The sequence below is a fragment of the Micromonospora sp. CA-246542 genome (assembly GCF_050942905.1).
GTDB lineage: Bacteria > Actinomycetota > Actinomycetes > Mycobacteriales > Micromonosporaceae > Micromonospora.
In genome coordinates this window covers 5,223,593-5,239,516 of the sequence record NZ_CP192040.1, presented here as the reverse complement: position 1 = coordinate 5,239,516, position 15,924 = coordinate 5,223,593, and the positions used below count along the sequence as shown (strand labels likewise).

Genomic DNA, 15,924 nt, shown 5'->3' with positions numbered 1-15,924 from the left:
CGGTCCTCGGGCCGGTGTCGGCGCGTCCGGGCGTGCAGTTCCTGTTCGAGAACGCCCGTACCGTCGGCACGTGCCTGCTGTGCCTGGCCGGCTTCGGTGGCGTCGCGGTCGCCGCCGCGGGGGCAGCCGTCGCCCCGCCGCTCGGCGGGCCTGGCTGCGGGTGGGCGTCACGTCCGCCGTGGCTCTCGCCTTCTTCGCCGTACAACCGCTGCCCGCCGGGGCGGACCCGACGTTCAAGGCGTACGCCCTCGACGACGTGGCCAACCCGCGATACTTCTTCGTCTGCCGGGGTCCGGCCGAGTGCGCGGCCTACGCCACCGACGCGCCGGTCACGTTCGGCACCCGGGCGGAGAAGACCAAGGTGCGGGTCAACGGTGTGGTCTCCGACCGGGTGGCCCGACTGGAGTACTACTCCGCCCCGGGCGGCGCACCCCGCAGCATCCCCCTGCTGGCGGCCTATCCCGGCACGCGGACGTTCTCGTTCCGGTCGGCCAGCATGGCGCAGGGTCGGCTGGTGGCGTACGACGTCGACGGTCAGCCGATCGCCAGCTACGACGACGAACTGGCGGCCGCCCTCCGGAGGGCCACCCGGTAGGCGGTCACCGGAGGGCGGCGGGTGCTCAGCGGGTGGCGGCGGCCAGGGCCGCGCGCAGCTTCTCGGCGTCGCCCGGCGCCGGGTGCTCCCAGTCGGTCGGGGTGGCGGAGTAGAGCGTGCCGTACGCCGGGGTGTCCGGCTGGTAGCGCCAGCCCTCCGCGAGCGGGCCGACGTCGACCGCGTCGTACCCGATCCGGTCGAGGAAGGCCGTGACCTCGGCCTTCGCGGCAGCGTCGTCGCCGGCGATCGCGAGAGCGCTGCGGTCGGCGGCGCCGGACGGCCGGGCGAGCGCGGCCAGGCCCGTGAAGTAGATGTTGTTGAAGACCTTGACCACCCGCGACTGCGGCAGGTGCCGCTGGAGGAGTTCACTGCTGGTGGTCTCGCCCGAGTCCAGCTCGGGGAAGTTGCCGTCCCGCTGCGGGTAGTAGTTGTTGGTGTCGATGACGACCTTGCCGGCCAGTGGCTGGACGGGCACCGCCCGGTACGCCTTGAGCGGCACCGTGACCACCACCAGGTCGCCGACCTGCGCCGCCTCCTGCGACGTGCCGGCGCTGGCCCGCTCGCCCAGCTCGTCGACCAGGTCGGTGAGCGTCTCCGGCCCGCGCGAGTTGCTCAGCACCACGTCGTAGCCGGCGGCCACGGCCAGCCGGGCCACGGTGCCGCCGATGTTGCCACTGCCGATCAGTCCCACAGTTGTCATGTTTCTTCCCAACTCCGTCCACCCACGACGCATTCCGGCCGATGCGCGAAGTTGTCCCGGTTACCGCACAACGTACTGCGGACGGCCGTCGCCCGACCGGCCACCACCCACGTACCACCCTCCGGTGACCACCCTGCCCCGGTGACCACCCTGCCCCGGTGGCCACCCTGCCCCGGTGATCAAGAGGTTCGCGTCACCGATCGGCCGATTTCTGACGCGAACCTCTTGATCACCGGACCGAGGGCGGGGTGGCCGCGGCCGGGTGGGGTGGGGTTGTCAGGCGGGGAGGATCTTTTCGATGGGGGTGCGGAGGTCGTCGGGCTCGACCGTCGGGGCGAAGCGGCCGGCGACCGTGCCGTCCGGCGCCACCAGGAACTTCTCGAAGTTCCAGCGGACGTCCCCGGTGTGCCCGTCGGCGTCCGGGGTGTCCACCAGCGCCGCGTAGAGCGGGTGCCGGTCGGGCCCGTTGACGTCGACCTTCTCGGTCAGCGGAAACGTCACGCCGTAGTTGACCTGGCAGAAGTCGCTGATCTCGGCGGCGCTGCCCGGCTCCTGGCCGGCGAACTGGTTGCACGGCACGCCGAGCACGACGAGGCCGCGCTCGGCGTACGTGTCGGCGAGGCGCTGGAGGCCGGCGTACTGCGGGGTGAGGCCGCAGCGGGAGGCGACGTTGACGACCAGCAGCGCCTTTCCGCGGTAGCGGGCGAGGTCCGCGGGGCCGCCGTTGAGGGCGCCGATCGGGATGTCGAAGACGGTCATGGCCCGAGGCTACGCGCCAGGTATGGGGTCGCCCGGGCAGGGCGTGGCGGGCACGTTCCGCACACCAGGGGAAATCGAAACATGGACATCTTGACGGAGTGATGACGGTGTGAGTACGGTCTCACCATCTCTTTTGGAAAGTTTCCTAACAGTACGGGAGACGCCTCATGAAAAGATCGCTCCGCCGGGCCCTCTGGGCCGGCGCCGTGGTCGCCGTGACCGTCGCGGCGGTGCCGATGACGACCGCGTTCGGCGCCGGCACGGTCACCACCACGTTCGCCAAGGCGCAGGACTGGGGGACCGGTCACGAGACGAAGGTGACCGTGACCAACGGCACCAGCGCCACGGTCGCCACCTGGCGCATCGAGTTCGACCTGCCGTCGGGCACCACCATCAGCAGCGCGTGGGACGCCGACGTCACCAGCAGCGGCAACCACTACGTCGCGGTCAAGAAGAGCTGGGCCGGCGGGCTCGCGCCCGGCGCCTCGTTCAGCTGGGGCTACAACGGCACCGGCGCGTACAAGGCGCCGCTGAACTGCACCGTCAACGGCGCTCCCTGCGGCGGCGGCACCCCGACGAGCCCGCCGACCACGACCGCGCCGCCGACGACGGCACCCCCGACCACCGCGCCGCCCACGACGGCGCCGCCGACCACCGCGCCCCCGACCACCACCCCGCCGCCGAACACGGGCGGTAAGAAGGTCGTCGGCTACTTCGCCGAGTGGGGCGTCTACGGGCGTAATTACCACGTCAAGAACATCCAGACCAGCGGCTCGGCCGCCAAGCTGACCCACATCCTGTACGCCTTCGGCAACACCACGGGTGGTCGCTGCACCATCGGCGACCCGTACGCCGACTACGACAAGGCGTACACGGCGGCGGAGAGCGTGGACGGCGTCGCAGACACCTGGGACCAGCCGCTGCGCGGCAGCTTCAACCAGCTGCGCAAGCTCAAGGCGCTCAACCCGCACCTCAAGGTGATCTGGTCGTTCGGTGGCTGGACCTGGTCCGGCGGCTTCACCCAGGCCGCGCAGAACCCGGCCGCGTTCGCCGAGAGCTGCTACAACCTCGTCGAGGACCCCCGCTGGGCGGACGTGTTCGACGGCATCGACGTCGACTGGGAGTACCCCAACGCCTGCGGTCTGAGCTGTGACACCAGCGGTCCGAACGCGTTCAAGAACGTGATCGGCGCGCTGCGGTCGAAGTTCGGGTCCAACGCCCTGGTCACCGCCGCCATCACCGCGGACGGCAGCAACGGCGGCAAGATCGACGCCACCGACTACGCCGGCGCGATCGGCAACCTCAACTGGCTCATGCCGATGACGTACGACTACTTCGGCGCGTTCAACGCCCAGGGCCCCACCGCCCCGCACTCACCGCTGACGTCGTACACCGGGATCCCGCAGCAGGGCTTCAACTCCGACGCGGCCATCCAGAAGCTCAAGAGCAAGGGCGTCCCGGCCAGCAAGCTGCTGCTCGGCATCGGCTTCTACGGCCGGGGCTGGACGGGCGTCACGCAGGCCGCCCCGGGCGGCAGCGCCACCGGCGCCGCACCGGGCACCTACGAGGCGGGCATCGAGGACTACAAGGTCCTCAAGAACACCTGCCCGGCCACCGGCACGATCGCCGGCACGGCGTACGCCAAGTGCGGCAGCAACTGGTGGAGCTACGACACCCCGTCGACCATCAACGGCAAGATGACGTACGCGAAGAACCAGGGCCTCGGTGGCGCGTTCTTCTGGGAGCTCTCCGGCGACACCAGCAACGGCGAGCTCATCGGCGCCATCAAGGGCGGTCTCGGCTGAGCCGAGGGCCGACGCACCACCCACACGGCGGGGAGGGGCCCGCACCGCCCCTTCCCGCCCGTGCCGTAGCGGCCCGGTCGACGCCACGCGTCGGCCGGGCCGCCGGCCTTGGGCGGGTCGGGTCCGATATGGCAGACTCGCGGCTCGGCAGGTCCCGATTTCCCGTTCGACGGAGGTGGTCATGCGCGCGACCCACCGTGGGCTGGCGATGACCGCCGCCGCGTTCGTGCTGCTCCCGGCCGCCCTTGCCGGCTGCGGGAGCGGAGGCGACGACGCCGACAAGCAGACCGCCACGCCCCAGCGGGCGCCCGCCGAGGAGGCCGCCACCCGGTCCCGTGAGCGCGTGCAGGCGTACCTCGACGCGATGACCGCCAAGGACGTCGCCGCCGGCCGCAGTCAGCTCTGCGCGGTGTTGCACGCCGGGTTCGACGCCGCGGCCACGGGTCCCAACGGCGACTTCGCCGACCACTTCCAGGTGCCCCAGGCGACCATCACCGACGTCCGGTCCGGTCAGCGCGGCCAGGAGGTCAGCGTGTCGGTCTCGGTCACCGCCGGCAAGAGCAAGGTCACCCGCCCGCTGCTGTTCACCGTCACGCGCGACGGCGGCGACTGGTGCATCGCGAGTGAGGCGCCGGGCGGCAACCGGGCCACCAGCCCCTCACCCGGGTCCCCGTCGCCCGCGTCCTGACCGCCCTGGGTGGGATCGACCTCCCACTTGCCGGAACCGTCACCCTCGCCGCCCGGTCACACGCACGGTCGCCGTACGCTTTCTCTCATGCGCCATGAGTGGCATCAGCTGAGCCATCCCGCGGTGGGTAGCCCGGGCCTGCAGACCAGCCGTCCGACCGTCGACTCCGCCGAGGACGCCGCCCTCGGCCTGGACCGCTGGCGGGAGCTGCCCCGTGAGCAGGTCCCACCGTGGTCCGACCCGGCCGCCGTCGCCGAGGTCTGCAAGGTGCTCGACACCGTGCCGTCGGTCGTCGCGCCCTACGAGGTGGACCAGCTCCGGCAGAAGCTGGCGCTGGTCTGCGAGGGCAAGGCGTTCCTGCTCCAGGGCGGTGACTGCGCCGAGACCTTCGCCGACAACACCGAGAGCCACCTGCTGGCCAACGCCCGCACCCTGTTGCAGATGGCGATCGTGCTCACCTACGGCGCGTCGCTGCCGGTGGTCAAGGTCGCCCGGGTCGCCGGCCAGTACACCAAGCCCCGCTCGCTGCCGACCGACGCGCGGGGCCTGCCCGCGTACCGCGGCGACATGATCAACTCGCTGGAGGCCGATCCCGCCGCCCGCGTCGCCGACCCGCAGCGCATGATCCGGGCGTACGCCAACTCGGCCGCCGCGATGAACATGCTGCGGGCGTACCTCGCCGGTGGGCTCGCCGACCTGCACGCCGTACACGACTGGAACAAGGGCTTCGTGCGGACCTCCCCGGCGGGGGAGCGCTACGAGGCGATCGCCCGGGAGATCGACCGGGCGTTGGCCTTCATCCGGGCCTGCGGGATGACCGACGACGAGGCGCTGCGGACCGTCACCCTCTACTGCTCCCACGAGGCCCTGGCCCTGGAGTACGACCGGGCGCTCACCCGGGTCTCCGACCGCCGGGCGTACGGGCTGTCCGGGCACTTCCTCTGGGTCGGCGAACGCACCCGGCAGATCACCGGCGCGCACATCGACTTCATCTCCCGGATCGCCAACCCGATCGGCGTCAAGCTCGGCCCGACGACCTCACCGGACGAGGCGATCGAGCTGTGCGAGAAGCTCAATCCGGACAATGTCCCCGGCCGGCTCACGCTGATCAGCCGGATGGGCAACCACCGGGTCCGCGACGCCCTGCCGCCGATCGTCTCCAAGGTCACCGCCTCCGGCGCCAAGGTGGTCTGGCAGTGCGACCCGATGCACGGCAACACCCACGAGTCGTCCAACGGCTACAAGACGCGGCACTTCGACCGGATCGTCGACGAGGTGCTCGGCTACTTCGAGGTGCACCGGAGCCTGGACACCCACCCCGGTGGCATCCACGTCGAGTTGACCGGTGAGGACGTCACCGAGTGCCTCGGCGGCGCCCAGGGCATCGAGGACCTCGACCTGCCCGACCGGTACGAGACTGCCTGCGACCCGCGGCTGAACACCCAGCAGTCGCTGGAGCTGGCCTTCCTCGTGGCGGAGATGCTCCGTGGCTGACGCGAGGAGTGAGCTTGCGAGCCCCGCGGTCGGCGGCCGAAAGGACGACAGTGGCTGACGCGAGGAGTGAGCTTGCGAGCCCCGCAGTCGGCAGCCGAAAGGACGACAGTGGCTGACGCGTTTGTTGACCTGCGTTCCGACACGGTGACCCGGCCGACCGCCGGGATGCGCGAGGCGATGGCCGCCGCCGAGGTCGGTGACGACGTCTACGGCGAGGACCCCACCGTCAACGCGCTGGAGGCGGAGGTCGCCGCGCTGTTCGGCCACGAGGCGGCGCTGTTCGCCCCGAGCGGGACGATGGCCAACCAGATCGCCCTGCAACTGCTCGTGCCGCCCGGCGAGGAGTTGCTGTGCGACGCGGACGCGCACGTCGTCACGTACGAGATCGGGGCCGCCGCCGCGTACGGCGGAATCTCCTCGCGGACCTGGCCGACCGTCGGCGCGGACATCGACCCGGAGGTGGTCGCCCGGATGATCCGTCCGGACGGCTTCTTCGCCGTGCCCACCCGCGCGATCGCCGTCGAGCAGACCCACAACCGGGGTGGCGGCGGCGTGATCCCGCTGGACACCCTGCGAGGGCTGCGCGGCGTCGCCGACGACGCGGGGGTGGCGCTGCACTGCGACGGCGCCCGGATCTGGCACGCGCACGTCGCCGACGGGGTGTCGCTGACCGAGTACGGCGGACTGTTCGACACGCTGTCCGTCTGCCTCTCCAAGGGGCTCGGCGCGCCGGTCGGCTCGCTGGTGGTGGGCAGCGCGGAGAAGATCGCTCGGGCCCGGATGATCCGCAAGCGGATGGGTGGCGGCATGCGCCAGGCCGGCATCCTCGCCGCCGCCGGCCGGTACGCGCTCGCGCACCACGTCGACCGGCTCGCCGAGGATCACGCGAGAGCGGCCCGGCTCGCCGAGGCGGTCGCGCCGTTCGGGGTGCTCGCCACCACGGTCCGCACCAACCTCGTTCCGCTGGACCTGACCAAGCACGCGCTGGACGCCCGCGCCCTGGCCGCCGCCGCGCGCCAGGAGGGCGTACTGATCTCGGTGCTCGGCCCCCGGACCGCTCGCCTGGTCACCCACCTGGGCCTGGACGACGAGGGCCTGGACCACGCGCTGCGGGCCCTACCCCGCATCCTGGCAGCAGCCTGAGGCCGTGATCGAGAGGCCCGGAGTCCCGCCGACCGGCACGAGCGTAACGGATAACTAATCCGCTTATGCTACGTTGGAACGGATGACCCATCCACTTCAGGGGGCTCCATGCGCGACAGCATCACGGTGAACGGCACCCTGCGGACGTACGAGATCATCGGGTCCGCGGACGGCAACCCCGGACGCGGTCTCGTGCTCGTCTTCCACGGATCGAAACAGACCGGGGCCAAGCACCGGAAGTTCATCGGCCGGGCCTACGACGCGCTCGCCGAGAGCGGCGCGGCGGTGGTGGTCTACCTCGACGGCCACAAGGGCAACTGGAACGACGCCCGGCGGGAGAGCTTCTTCCCGGCCCGCGCCGACAACAGCGACGACGTCGGTTTTGTTCGGGCCCTGATCGAGAAGGTGGCGCTCAGCCACGACATCGACCCGGCGCGGGTGTACGCGGTCGGCTACTCCAACGGCGGCCAGATGGCGATCCGCCTGGCCCACGAAGCGCCGGTGCTGATCGCCGGTGCGGCGGTGATCGCCGCGACCATGCCGGCACCCGAGAACTTCCTGCTCGGCGACGCGGCACCCGCGCCCGTGCCGGTTCTGCTGATCAACGGCACGAAGGACCGGATCGTCACGTACGACGGTGGTGTGTACAGCTGGTGGGCGCGCCTGGCCTTCAAGGTCGGCGGCCGCAACCTGTCCGCGCCCGAGTCGGCAGCCTATTTCGCCGCCCGTAACGGCATCACCGCGCAGCCCACAGTCACGAAACTGCCGGCCGCGAACACCGCGACCTCGATCGAACGCACCGAGTACCGACAGACCGGGCACCCGTTGGTGGCGCTCTACACCGTGCACGGTGGCGGGCACACCATCCCAGGGCCGGCCAAGGCGCCTGCCGTGCTGGGCAGGACCAACCAGGACGTGCAGACGGCCCGGCTCATCGACGAGTTCTTCGCCATCTCCACACCGGCGCACGGCTGAGGGCGACCGGCCGTACCCGTGGGTGAACCTCAGGAAGGATGACGGGCCAGGCGGCTGAGGATGGCGATGTCGGCGGCGTGGCCGAGCTGCTTCTCGCTCGGGGTCTCCACCACCACGGGGACGCCGGCGGTGGCCGGATGGGCCATCAGCTCGGCGAATGCCGGCTCGCCGATGGTGCCCTTGCCGATGTTCTCGTGCCGGTCCCGGGTGGAACCGCACAGATCCTTGGAATCGTTGGCGTGCACCAGCCGCAACCGGTCGGCTCCCACGGTGGCCACCAGCGTGTCGAGGGTCGCGGTCATGCCGCCCTCGGCGGCCAGATCATGCCCCGCCGCCCAGGCGTGGCAGGTGTCGAAGCAGACGCCGAGCATCGGATGCCGGTCCACCGTGTCGAGGTAGGGCCCGAGCTGCTCGACCCGCGAGGCGAGGGAACGACCGCCACCGGCGCTCGGCTCGACCAGCAGCATCGGTCCGCCGGCCTCGGCCGTCCAGTCGAGCAGGGGCAGCAGCTCCCGACGGACCTGCCGCATCGCCTCCTCGGCGTACCCCTCGTCGACCGCGCTGCCGGCGTGGAACACCACCGCACGCGCGCCGATGGCCACGCCCCGGCGCAGCGCGTGCGCCAGTGTCAGCGCCGACTTCTCGACGGTCGCCGGGGTGGGTGAGCCGAGGTTGACCAGCAGCGAGGCGTGGATGAACGCCGGGATGCCCCGCTCGGCGCAGCCGTCGCGGAACAGCGCGTCCTGCGCCGGGTCGCCCGGCGGCAGCGCCCAGCCCCGCGAGTTCGAGACGTACACCTGCACGGCTGCGGCGCCGGTCGCGTCCAGGTATGGCAGGGCCGCCTTGGCCAGCCCGCCGGAGGTCGGGGTGTGCGCGCCCACCGGCCGCGCGGAGACCGCCGTCATCAGAAGCACGTGATGACGACCGGGGTGCCCGGAGGCACCTGCGAATTCTCCCCGGGAGCCTGGATGCGGGCCACGGCGTTCGGGTTGACGGCGACCGTAACCGGGAAGCCCTGGCTCTCCAGCACCTGCTTGGCCTGCTGGCAGGGCAGGTCGATCACCCGGGGCACCACGACCAGCGGCGGACCCTTGCTGATCTCCAGCTTGACCTCGGTGCCCTTCTCCACGCCCCCACCGTCGGCCGGGCTCTGGCCGAGGATCTCGTCCTTGGGCTTGTCGGAGTCCTTGAAACTCTCCACCGGGACCAGGCCGAGCTGGCCCAGTTTGGTGCGCGCCTCAGTCAGGCTCTTGCCCACCAGGTTCGGTACCGTCACCGGCGCCCGGCCACGGCTCAGGATCAGCGTGATCTTCGTGCCCGGCTTGACCTCGGCGCCCACCTTCGGGTTGCTGTCCAGGACGACGCCGGCCGGCAGGGTGTCGTCATAGCGGGCGGTGCCCTTGGCGACCACCAGTTGGGCGTTGACCAGATCGGCCTCGGCCAGCTCGTACTCCTTGCCGATCACGTCCGGCACGGGGAAGCGCTCCGGGCCCAACGAGAGGGTCAGGGTGATCGTGCCGCCCTTGACGATCTTGCTCGACGACGCCGGGCTCTGCCCCAGCACGCTGTCCTTCGGGGCCTTCTCGTCGAAGCGGGGCTCCCCGTACGCCAGGGTCAGACCGGCGCGCTCGGCCTGGGCCTGCGCCTCGGCCTTGTTCAGGCTGACCAGTTGCGGGGCGGACGTGTAGCGGCCGACGCCGAACCACCAGCCACCGAGCGCGGCCACCAGGCCCAGCGCCACCACCACGGCCGCGAAGGCCAGGCGACCCTGGGAACTGCCCAGGATCCTGGTGCGCAACTCGGCGAACCGCGCGGCCAGACCCTCGGCGGGCTCCGGTGCGGCCCGCCGGCGACCCGGGCCCTGCGCACCGCCCTCGGGCAGCCGCGCCCAGGTCGGCCGTTGCGCCGGGCGGATCGCGGCGACCATCATCGTCGGCTGGGAGGCCGGCGGCTCGTCGGTGATCCGCCGCAGGACGGCGGTGCTGGTGCTGTTGACGTTGACCAACTGGTCCCGGGCCACCTGGACCTCGGCCAGCAGCGCGCCGGCGTCGGCGGGCCGGGCGGACGGGTCACGCCGGGTGGCGCGCTGCACCAGGGTGTCGAGGGCCGGCGGCAGGCCGGGCACCAGCGTCGAGGGCGCCGGCACGTCCCGGTCGACGTGCTGCCAGGCGACGTCCACGGGACGGCCCCCGTCGTACGGCACCCGACCGGTGAGCATCTCGAACAGCACGATGCCGGCGGAGTAGACGTCGGTACGCGGATCGGCCCGACCCTCGGTGACCAGCTCCGGGGCGACGTACGCCACGGTGGCCATCAGTTGGTTGCCCTGCTCGTCGTCGGCGCTGGCCTCGACCGCGCGGGCGAGCCCGAAGTCGGCCACCTTGACGACGCTGTCCACCAGGTTGGCGACACCGCCGGTGGGCGCTTCGGCGACCAGGACGTTCTCGGGCTTGACGTCGCGGTGCACGAGGCCGGCCCGGTGCGCGGCGGCGATGGCGGCGAGCATCTGCTCGGCGATGGCCAGCGCCTCGTCCGGGTTAAGCCGGCGTCGCTCGGCCAGCACGTCGCGCAGCGTGCGGCCACGCACGTACTCCATCACCAGGTACGGCAGGCCGGCGTGGGTGCCCTGGTCGTAGACCGCGACCACGTTCGGGTGGGTCAGCCGGGCGATGGTCTTGGCCTCGTCGGTGAACCGGGCCACGAAGTTGGCGACCCGGGCCCGCGCCTCGGGTGCCTGGGTCGGGTGAATGATCTTGACTGCGACGGTGCGCTCGAGGCGCTCGTCGGTGGCGGTGTACACGGTCGCCATGCCACCACGGGCCACGCGACCGCGAATGCGGTAGCGCCCGTCGATCAGCGAGCCCAGCAACGTGTCGGCGACCTGTGTGTCCATCGGCAGGGAGTCTATGTGTCCAGGGGGTGAGAGTTGAACAGGATGCTACAGCCCGAGGACGTACCGGTCCGTCCCGTCGTGGGCCGGCGCCCCGGCGCCAGCCCCGATCCGCTGCTCACCGACGGTACGTGTGGGGTGCCGATGGCTTCCGCCGCCGACGGCGTGGCAGGGTGATCGGGTGACCGAATCCGTACCCGACCCCGAGCTCGCCGGCCCCACCGACCCGTCCGGCTGGCTCACCCTGCCCGACGTCGCCGAGCGGCTCGACGTGTCGATCAGCAAGGTCCACCAGATGATCCGCGACCGGGAGCTGTTGGCGGTCCGCCGCGACGGCGTACGCCGGATACCCGCGGACCTGGTGGCCAACGCGACAGTTATCAAACACCTGCCCGGGGTGCTCAACCTGCTGGCCGACAACGGCTACGACGACGAGGCGGCCATGCGCTGGCTCTACGAGCGGGACGACACGCTCCCCGGCGACACTCCCGCCACGGCCCTCTCCGGCGACCAGGCCCGCGAGGTCAAACGCCGCGCCCAAGCCCTGGGCTTCTGACCGACCCGCGTGGTGTGGGAAGCCCTCCGTCCCACGCTGCGCCGATCTTGCACTTTGTGTTGCCGTGATGGGCTGGTCTGCCCCTTATGTCGCCACCGAAAGTGCAAGATCGACGCAGCGTGGGACGGGGACGGGGACGGGGACAGGGCGGGGCGGGCGGGTCAGTCGGCTCGGCGGGTGGCGGCTATGGCCAGGTCCACCAGGGCCTGGCGGGCCTCGGTGTCCAGGTCTACGGCACTCAGGGCGGCCAGGGCCGTGTCGGTGAGCGTCACGATGCGCTGCTCGGTGCGGGTCAGGGCCCCGCTCGCCTGGATCAGCTCGCGTAGGCGGGCCACACCCTGCTCGTCCAGGTCCGGGTTGCCGAGCTGACCGAGCAGCAGCTCCCGGCCCGCGTCGTCGGTGGTCTCCACGGCCGCCGCCACCAGGTAGGTGCGCTTGCCCTCGCGCAGGTCGTCCCCGGCCGGTTTGCCGGTCTGCGCCGGGTCGCCGAAGACGCCCAGCACGTCGTCGCGGAGCTGGAACGCCTCACCCAACGGCAGCCCGTACGCCGAGTAGGTCGTCCGGACCTCCTCGCCCGCGTCGGCCAGCGCGGCGCCGAGCAGCAGCGGACGCTCGACGGTGTACTTCGCCGACTTGTACCGGGCCACCTTGCCGGCCCGCTCCAGCGAGGTGTCCCCGGTGGCCTGGGTCAGCACGTCGAGGTACTGCCCGACGGTGACCTCGGTGCGCATCTCGTCGAAGACCGGCCGGGCCCGGGCCAGCGCCCGCAGGTCCAGGCCGGCGGAGTGCAGCAGCTCGTCGGACCACACCAGGCACAGGTCGCCGAGCAGGATCGCGGCGGCGTCGCCGAACCCGTCGGCGTCGCCACCCCAGCCGGCCGCCCGGTGCCGACTGGCGAACCGCCGGTGCACCGCCGGCTCGCCCCGCCGGGTGTCGGAACGATCCATCAGGTCGTCGTGAATGAGGGCGCTGGCCTGCACGAACTCCAGCGCCGCGAGCGCGGTGAGAACCTCGTCGCCGTCCACCCCGCCGGCGCCGCGGAATCCCCAGTACGCGAACGCCGGGCGTAGGCGCTTGCCGCCACCGAGCACGAACGCCTCGATCGCCTCCGCCACCGGAACGAGGGCCTGGTCAACCAGGGTCAACCGGGCCCGCTGGCCGGCCAGGAACTCGGTGAGCGCCTCGTCGACCCGCTGCCGCAGGCCGGCGCGGTCGACGGGGGACACGGGAGCAGCATGGGTCACGCCACGACGCTAGCGGTTCCCCACGGCCCGCGCCCCACCGCCACGCGTAGTCCGGCCGGGCCGCGGGCCGGCACCTGGCCGCCCGGTCGGGCGCGCGGTCGCCGCGCTGCCCCGGCCCGGCCCGGTGGTCGCGGGCGGTCCGGCCCGCCGGGTGCCCGCAGCCGCCTCGGTGAGGACCGCCGCCGGTACGTCCAGCACGACGGCGAGCCAGCCGAGCCAGAACCCGCCGGGTACGCGTCGCTGCCGCTCCCACCGGGACACGTCATGAAGGTCAGATTTACAGACCGCCTCTGAGTCCCGGAGAGTCCTATGAGCAGCGACGACATCAACCTCGGCTACGAGTACGACGGTCATCACGAAGAACTTCTTGACCTCATCCAGGCCCTGAGGATCTGGACGAAGTTCGCTTTGATCACGGAGCTTCTGCGCCGGACCGACTCTGACCCCGTGTTCACCGAAGACGCCAGCGCGTTCCTGGTCGGAGGTCTTCGGTGAAGCTCAACGGCCCTGAGCAGGCAGCACAGATCCTCATTCTCACCGTCGTTGGCCTGGCTGCTGGTGCTGCGTCCTTCACCCACGTGCACGACTGGACCATGGACAACAGCCCTGCTGGCACCCATGACTGGTTCGGCTGGGCTAACGCTGTCATCTCAGAGTTGGTGCCGATCGGTGCACTGCTGACCATCCGGCGCAACCGACGTACCGGCAAGGGCATCGGTTTTCCGATGTGCCTGTTGCTCGCTGCGGTAGCCCTGAGCCTGTCGGCACAGTTGGCCGTGGCGAAGCCTTCGGCAAGTGGCTGGTTGCTCTCGGCTGTGCCCGCTCTGGCCTTCATGGGACTCAGCAAGATGGTCCTTGCCGGTCTGCCGACCATGCCTGTTGCCGACGACGAACCGGCAAGTCCCGACAGCCCTGTTGCTGATGCACCGTTGCCGATCGAGGCGTCTGCCGATGCCGACCCTGAGCCTGCCGACCCGGTAGGCACCAGCAACACCCCTCGGAAGCGTCGTGTTGCACGTCGGCACCGGAAAGCGAGCAGCCAGCAGAGGATCGAGGCCGCCGAAGTCCTCCGGCGTGCCGATCAGCTCAAGCCTCAGCTCGGCACCTGGCAGAAGGTTGCCGATGAACTCGGCATCAGCATTCGCACGCTACAGAACTACCGGCGTGCCGGAGCGACCGCATGAAGCTCCGAGAGTTCCTGCCGACCGGCAGGCAGCTTGCCCTAGCTACGTTGTTCGCACTGGTCGTCCTCTGTGCCTACGGACCAATCAGCAACTACCTGTTCTGACAATTCAATAGCCCCGACTCAGGGGGTCGCTGCCTAGTGCAGCGGCCCTCTTGCTTTGCCCAAAACTGAATACGGAGAGAACCATGATTACTTCTCGGCCCAACCCCTATTACGTCTCAGCGAAGCGTCGGCCCACGATGGCTACCGAGGCTGAGCTAGCGGCTTGGATGCTGAACGAGCGCACCATTGAGGACCCTGAGACCAGCTGTCTTTATTGGACCGGTGGCGCTTCGAAGGTGGAGTTCAACACTTACGGGAAGACGCAAGGCGTAGACGGTCGGGTCGACTTCTGTCACCGCATCGTCGGCAGGGTCTACCTCGGGCTTCAGCCTGACGAGGTCATCGACCACGTGGTCTCCCGGGGCTGCTCTGGCCTCGGATTGTGTATCTCCCCATCGCACCTGGAGTGCGTAACTCAGGCAGAAAACATCAAGCGCGGTAAGCGCTGGAACAAGGAGAACTAATAATGACGAAGCCCCTGTTCATTCATCTTACTGACGACGAGTTCGCCGATCGGTACGGGAGCGTCCCGACGTCGATCCTGATGCCGCTGTTCGCAAGCCCGACCCGGTCCATCTATCTAGACTCTGGAGCTAACGTCATCTTCTACGTCACGCCGGATGACGAGAGGTGGTTTCTAGCCCGCTGAGAGCCATTCTCAGCGCCTAAAAGGCGAGGACCCCTATCCGAGCATGGGTAGGGGTCCTCTTTGCGTCTGGAGTCATTAGCAGGAGCACCCTTGATTAGGTTTTCCTCTCCGGAGCGCGGTCAGCTTACGTCAAGTCAATCCAGTAGTCCAAATCCACAAGGTCTGCACGCCTTACTATCTCTGCTACCTCAACCACTCGATCGCCAACGTACGTCTGCCGAGTGATCACGATTACGTGAACCCCGCCAGGGATGCGCAGGGCCTCAACCTCGTCAGCGGTAGGCATCCTCCACCGAGGACGTTCACGGATGCCCGTGATGGTGGGCCCGAGGCTGTAGAGCTGTGACGTGTTGCCGCCTGGCCATGGCTCGTTGTCAGGGTCGGCTACCGGAGTGCCAGCGACCATATCGAGCAACAGACATGAGATAGACATCTGCTGCGGCTCGCCGTGAGTCCGGAACACGAAGTGCCGCTCAAGCAACATCGTGCCCGGTTCTACTGCGAACAGTTCAGCTTGAGCCCGTGATGCCGGCACCTCCCGAAATGCCTTGTCGAGACCATACGCAGACCACTCGATCCGTTGGTCAGCAGTGAACGAGGTGCCAAGCTCACCGGAGCGAACCTGATCCAACTCCTTGCGGTATCGCTCAGAGGCCACCCGACGCACAGGCGCGATCGGACGGGCATAGGTCCCACGTCCTACCTCCGTCATCACGAGACCTTCAGAGCGCAGCAGCGCCAGGGCTTCACGAACGGTTCCGCGTGCGACTGAGAACTCAGCCATCAACGTTGCTTCGCTGGGCAGCAAGGAGCCAGGTGGGATCGCGCCAGCCTCAATGCGGTGGCGCAACTCATCGGCAACCTGCCGGTAGCGGCGTGGCTGTGGGTGCGGGGTAGGCACGCTCGTCACCGTACTCCCGATCTTCCCAACCGCTTGCTCGCCATGACACGACAGTACCTGTCTGGACAGGTTGCATAGACAGGTTTACGGTTGGGTGTGGCCGGCACGCAGAGTGATCTAGGGGTAGGCACTCCGTGCCGGCCACACCCAAGGAGCCCGGGAGGCAGAGTGCGCCGTTGGAAGTGGTTCCAGAGACCAGACAAGCCGATGGACGTCGTAGAGCGGACGAGCTTTCCC

17 protein-coding genes are annotated in these 15,924 nt (G+C 70.0%); 10 read left to right on the top strand and 7 right to left on the bottom strand.

Annotated features, from left to right (window positions below):
* The first annotated feature begins 70 nt into the window (after positions 1 to 70).
* Positions 71 to 595, top strand: coding sequence for a hypothetical protein (locus tag ACQP0N_RS24155; protein WP_433114334.1), 525 nt, complete (start codon positions 71 to 73; stop codon positions 593 to 595).
* A 25-nt stretch (positions 596 to 620) separates the two neighbouring features.
* Here ACQP0N_RS24155 and ACQP0N_RS24150 read toward each other — a convergent pair whose 3' ends face one another.
* Both ACQP0N_RS24150 and ACQP0N_RS24145 read right to left on the bottom strand, forming a co-directional pair.
* Positions 621 to 1,295 carry an NADPH-dependent F420 reductase gene (locus ACQP0N_RS24150; RefSeq protein WP_355049426.1) on the bottom strand — a complete coding sequence of 225 codons (675 nt, stop codon included), beginning with the start codon at positions 1,293 to 1,295 and terminating at the stop codon, positions 621 to 623.
* Between the two features lie 276 nt (positions 1,296 to 1,571).
* Positions 1,572 to 2,054, bottom strand: a complete 483-nt coding sequence (locus ACQP0N_RS24145; protein WP_355049427.1) for a glutathione peroxidase — start codon at positions 2,052 to 2,054, stop codon at positions 1,572 to 1,574.
* Positions 2,055 to 2,221: 167 nt separating this feature from the next.
* On the opposite strand from ACQP0N_RS24145, the gene ACQP0N_RS24140 reads away from it, so the two are divergent.
* The 5 genes from ACQP0N_RS24140 to ACQP0N_RS24120 all read left to right on the top strand — a co-directional run bounded on the left by ACQP0N_RS24140 (position 2,222) and on the right by ACQP0N_RS24120 (position 8,159).
* Positions 2,222 to 3,859 (top strand): glycosyl hydrolase family 18 protein, encoded by a 1,638-nt coding sequence (locus ACQP0N_RS24140; protein ID WP_433114332.1) that lies wholly within the window; start codon positions 2,222 to 2,224, stop codon positions 3,857 to 3,859.
* A gap of 181 nt (positions 3,860 to 4,040) precedes the next feature.
* Complete coding sequence (locus ACQP0N_RS24135; RefSeq protein WP_433114330.1) at positions 4,041 to 4,547, top strand: hypothetical protein; 507 nt, start codon at positions 4,041 to 4,043, stop codon at positions 4,545 to 4,547.
* 87 nt (positions 4,548 to 4,634) lie between these two features.
* Entirely contained in the window at positions 4,635 to 6,041 is a 1,407-nt protein-coding gene (locus ACQP0N_RS24130) for a class II 3-deoxy-7-phosphoheptulonate synthase (protein WP_355049430.1), read from the top strand.
* Positions 6,042 to 6,149: 108 nt separating this feature from the next.
* Positions 6,150 to 7,184: a threonine aldolase family protein gene (locus ACQP0N_RS24125; protein ID WP_433114328.1), complete on the top strand. Its 1,035-nt coding sequence runs from the start codon at positions 6,150 to 6,152 to the stop codon at positions 7,182 to 7,184.
* Between the two features lie 108 nt (positions 7,185 to 7,292).
* A complete protein-coding gene (locus ACQP0N_RS24120) occupies positions 7,293 to 8,159 on the top strand; it encodes an alpha/beta hydrolase family esterase (RefSeq protein ID WP_433114326.1) in 867 nt (288 codons plus the stop codon).
* Positions 8,160 to 8,188: 29 nt separating this feature from the next.
* On the opposite strand, the gene ACQP0N_RS24115 is transcribed toward ACQP0N_RS24120, so the two are convergent.
* Both ACQP0N_RS24115 and pknB read right to left on the bottom strand, forming a co-directional pair.
* The gene (locus ACQP0N_RS24115; protein ID WP_433114324.1) at positions 8,189 to 9,064 is read right to left on the bottom strand and encodes a deoxyribonuclease IV; all 876 of its coding nucleotides are present in this window, start codon (positions 9,062 to 9,064) and stop codon (positions 8,189 to 8,191) included.
* Positions 9,064 to 11,052, bottom strand: coding sequence for a Stk1 family PASTA domain-containing Ser/Thr kinase (gene pknB / locus ACQP0N_RS24110; RefSeq protein ID WP_433114322.1), 1,989 nt, complete (start codon positions 11,050 to 11,052; stop codon positions 9,064 to 9,066). Before pknB ends, ACQP0N_RS24115 begins: the two co-directional genes overlap by 1 nt.
* Before the next feature lie 178 nt (positions 11,053 to 11,230).
* On the opposite strand from pknB, the gene ACQP0N_RS24105 reads away from it, so the two are divergent.
* Positions 11,231 to 11,605, top strand: coding sequence for an Rv2175c family DNA-binding protein (locus ACQP0N_RS24105; RefSeq protein WP_433114321.1), 375 nt, complete (start codon positions 11,231 to 11,233; stop codon positions 11,603 to 11,605).
* 161 nt (positions 11,606 to 11,766) lie between these two features.
* On the opposite strand, the gene ACQP0N_RS24100 is transcribed toward ACQP0N_RS24105, so the two are convergent.
* Positions 11,767 to 12,849 (bottom strand): polyprenyl synthetase family protein, encoded by a 1,083-nt coding sequence (locus ACQP0N_RS24100; RefSeq protein WP_433114319.1) that lies wholly within the window; start codon positions 12,847 to 12,849, stop codon positions 11,767 to 11,769.
* 9 nt (positions 12,850 to 12,858) lie between these two features.
* Positions 12,859 to 13,110, bottom strand: a complete 252-nt coding sequence (locus ACQP0N_RS24095; RefSeq protein WP_433114317.1) for a hypothetical protein — start codon at positions 13,108 to 13,110, stop codon at positions 12,859 to 12,861.
* A 48-nt stretch (positions 13,111 to 13,158) separates the two neighbouring features.
* On the opposite strand from ACQP0N_RS24095, the gene ACQP0N_RS24090 reads away from it, so the two are divergent.
* The 3 genes from ACQP0N_RS24090 to ACQP0N_RS24080 all read left to right on the top strand — a co-directional run bounded on the left by ACQP0N_RS24090 (position 13,159) and on the right by ACQP0N_RS24080 (position 14,786).
* The gene (locus ACQP0N_RS24090) at positions 13,159 to 13,344 is read left to right on the top strand and encodes a hypothetical protein (RefSeq protein WP_433114315.1); all 186 of its coding nucleotides are present in this window, start codon (positions 13,159 to 13,161) and stop codon (positions 13,342 to 13,344) included.
* Positions 13,341 to 14,033: a DUF2637 domain-containing protein gene (locus ACQP0N_RS24085; protein WP_433114313.1), complete on the top strand. Its 693-nt coding sequence runs from the start codon at positions 13,341 to 13,343 to the stop codon at positions 14,031 to 14,033. Before ACQP0N_RS24090 ends, ACQP0N_RS24085 begins: the two co-directional genes overlap by 4 nt.
* A 570-nt stretch (positions 14,034 to 14,603) precedes the next feature.
* Positions 14,604 to 14,786: a hypothetical protein gene (locus ACQP0N_RS24080; protein ID WP_433114311.1), complete on the top strand. Its 183-nt coding sequence runs from the start codon at positions 14,604 to 14,606 to the stop codon at positions 14,784 to 14,786.
* Between the two features lie 124 nt (positions 14,787 to 14,910).
* Here ACQP0N_RS24080 and ACQP0N_RS24075 read toward each other — a convergent pair whose 3' ends face one another.
* A complete protein-coding gene (locus tag ACQP0N_RS24075) occupies positions 14,911 to 15,687 on the bottom strand; it encodes a GntR family transcriptional regulator (protein WP_433114309.1) in 777 nt (258 codons plus the stop codon).
* Positions 15,688 to 15,924: the final 237 nt, after the last annotated feature.

What these genes read in the sequence shown, in the direction of transcription:
- ACQP0N_RS24120 (WP_433114326.1), top strand. Translation starts at nt 7,293, where the DNA reads ATGCGCGACAGCATCACGGTGAACGGCACCCTGCGGACGTACGAGATC.
- ACQP0N_RS24090 (WP_433114315.1), top strand. Translation starts at nt 13,159, where the DNA reads ATGAGCAGCGACGACATCAACCTCGGCTACGAGTACGACGGTCATCAC.
- ACQP0N_RS24145 (WP_355049427.1), bottom strand. Translation starts at nt 2,054, where the DNA reads ATGACCGTCTTCGACATCCCGATCGGCGCCCTCAACGGCGGCCCCGCG.
- ACQP0N_RS24130 (WP_355049430.1), top strand. Translation starts at nt 4,635, where the DNA reads ATGCGCCATGAGTGGCATCAGCTGAGCCATCCCGCGGTGGGTAGCCCG.
- pknB (WP_433114322.1), bottom strand. Translation starts at nt 11,052, where the DNA reads ATGGACACACAGGTCGCCGACACGTTGCTGGGCTCGCTGATCGACGGG.
- ACQP0N_RS24080 (WP_433114311.1), top strand. Translation starts at nt 14,604, where the DNA reads ATGACGAAGCCCCTGTTCATTCATCTTACTGACGACGAGTTCGCCGAT.
- ACQP0N_RS24150 (WP_355049426.1), bottom strand. Translation starts at nt 1,295, where the DNA reads ATGACAACTGTGGGACTGATCGGCAGTGGCAACATCGGCGGCACCGTG.
- ACQP0N_RS24115 (WP_433114324.1), bottom strand. Translation starts at nt 9,064, where the DNA reads ATGACGGCGGTCTCCGCGCGGCCGGTGGGCGCGCACACCCCGACCTCC.
- ACQP0N_RS24140 (WP_433114332.1), top strand. Translation starts at nt 2,222, where the DNA reads ATGAAAAGATCGCTCCGCCGGGCCCTCTGGGCCGGCGCCGTGGTCGCC.
- ACQP0N_RS24135 (WP_433114330.1), top strand. Translation starts at nt 4,041, where the DNA reads ATGCGCGCGACCCACCGTGGGCTGGCGATGACCGCCGCCGCGTTCGTG.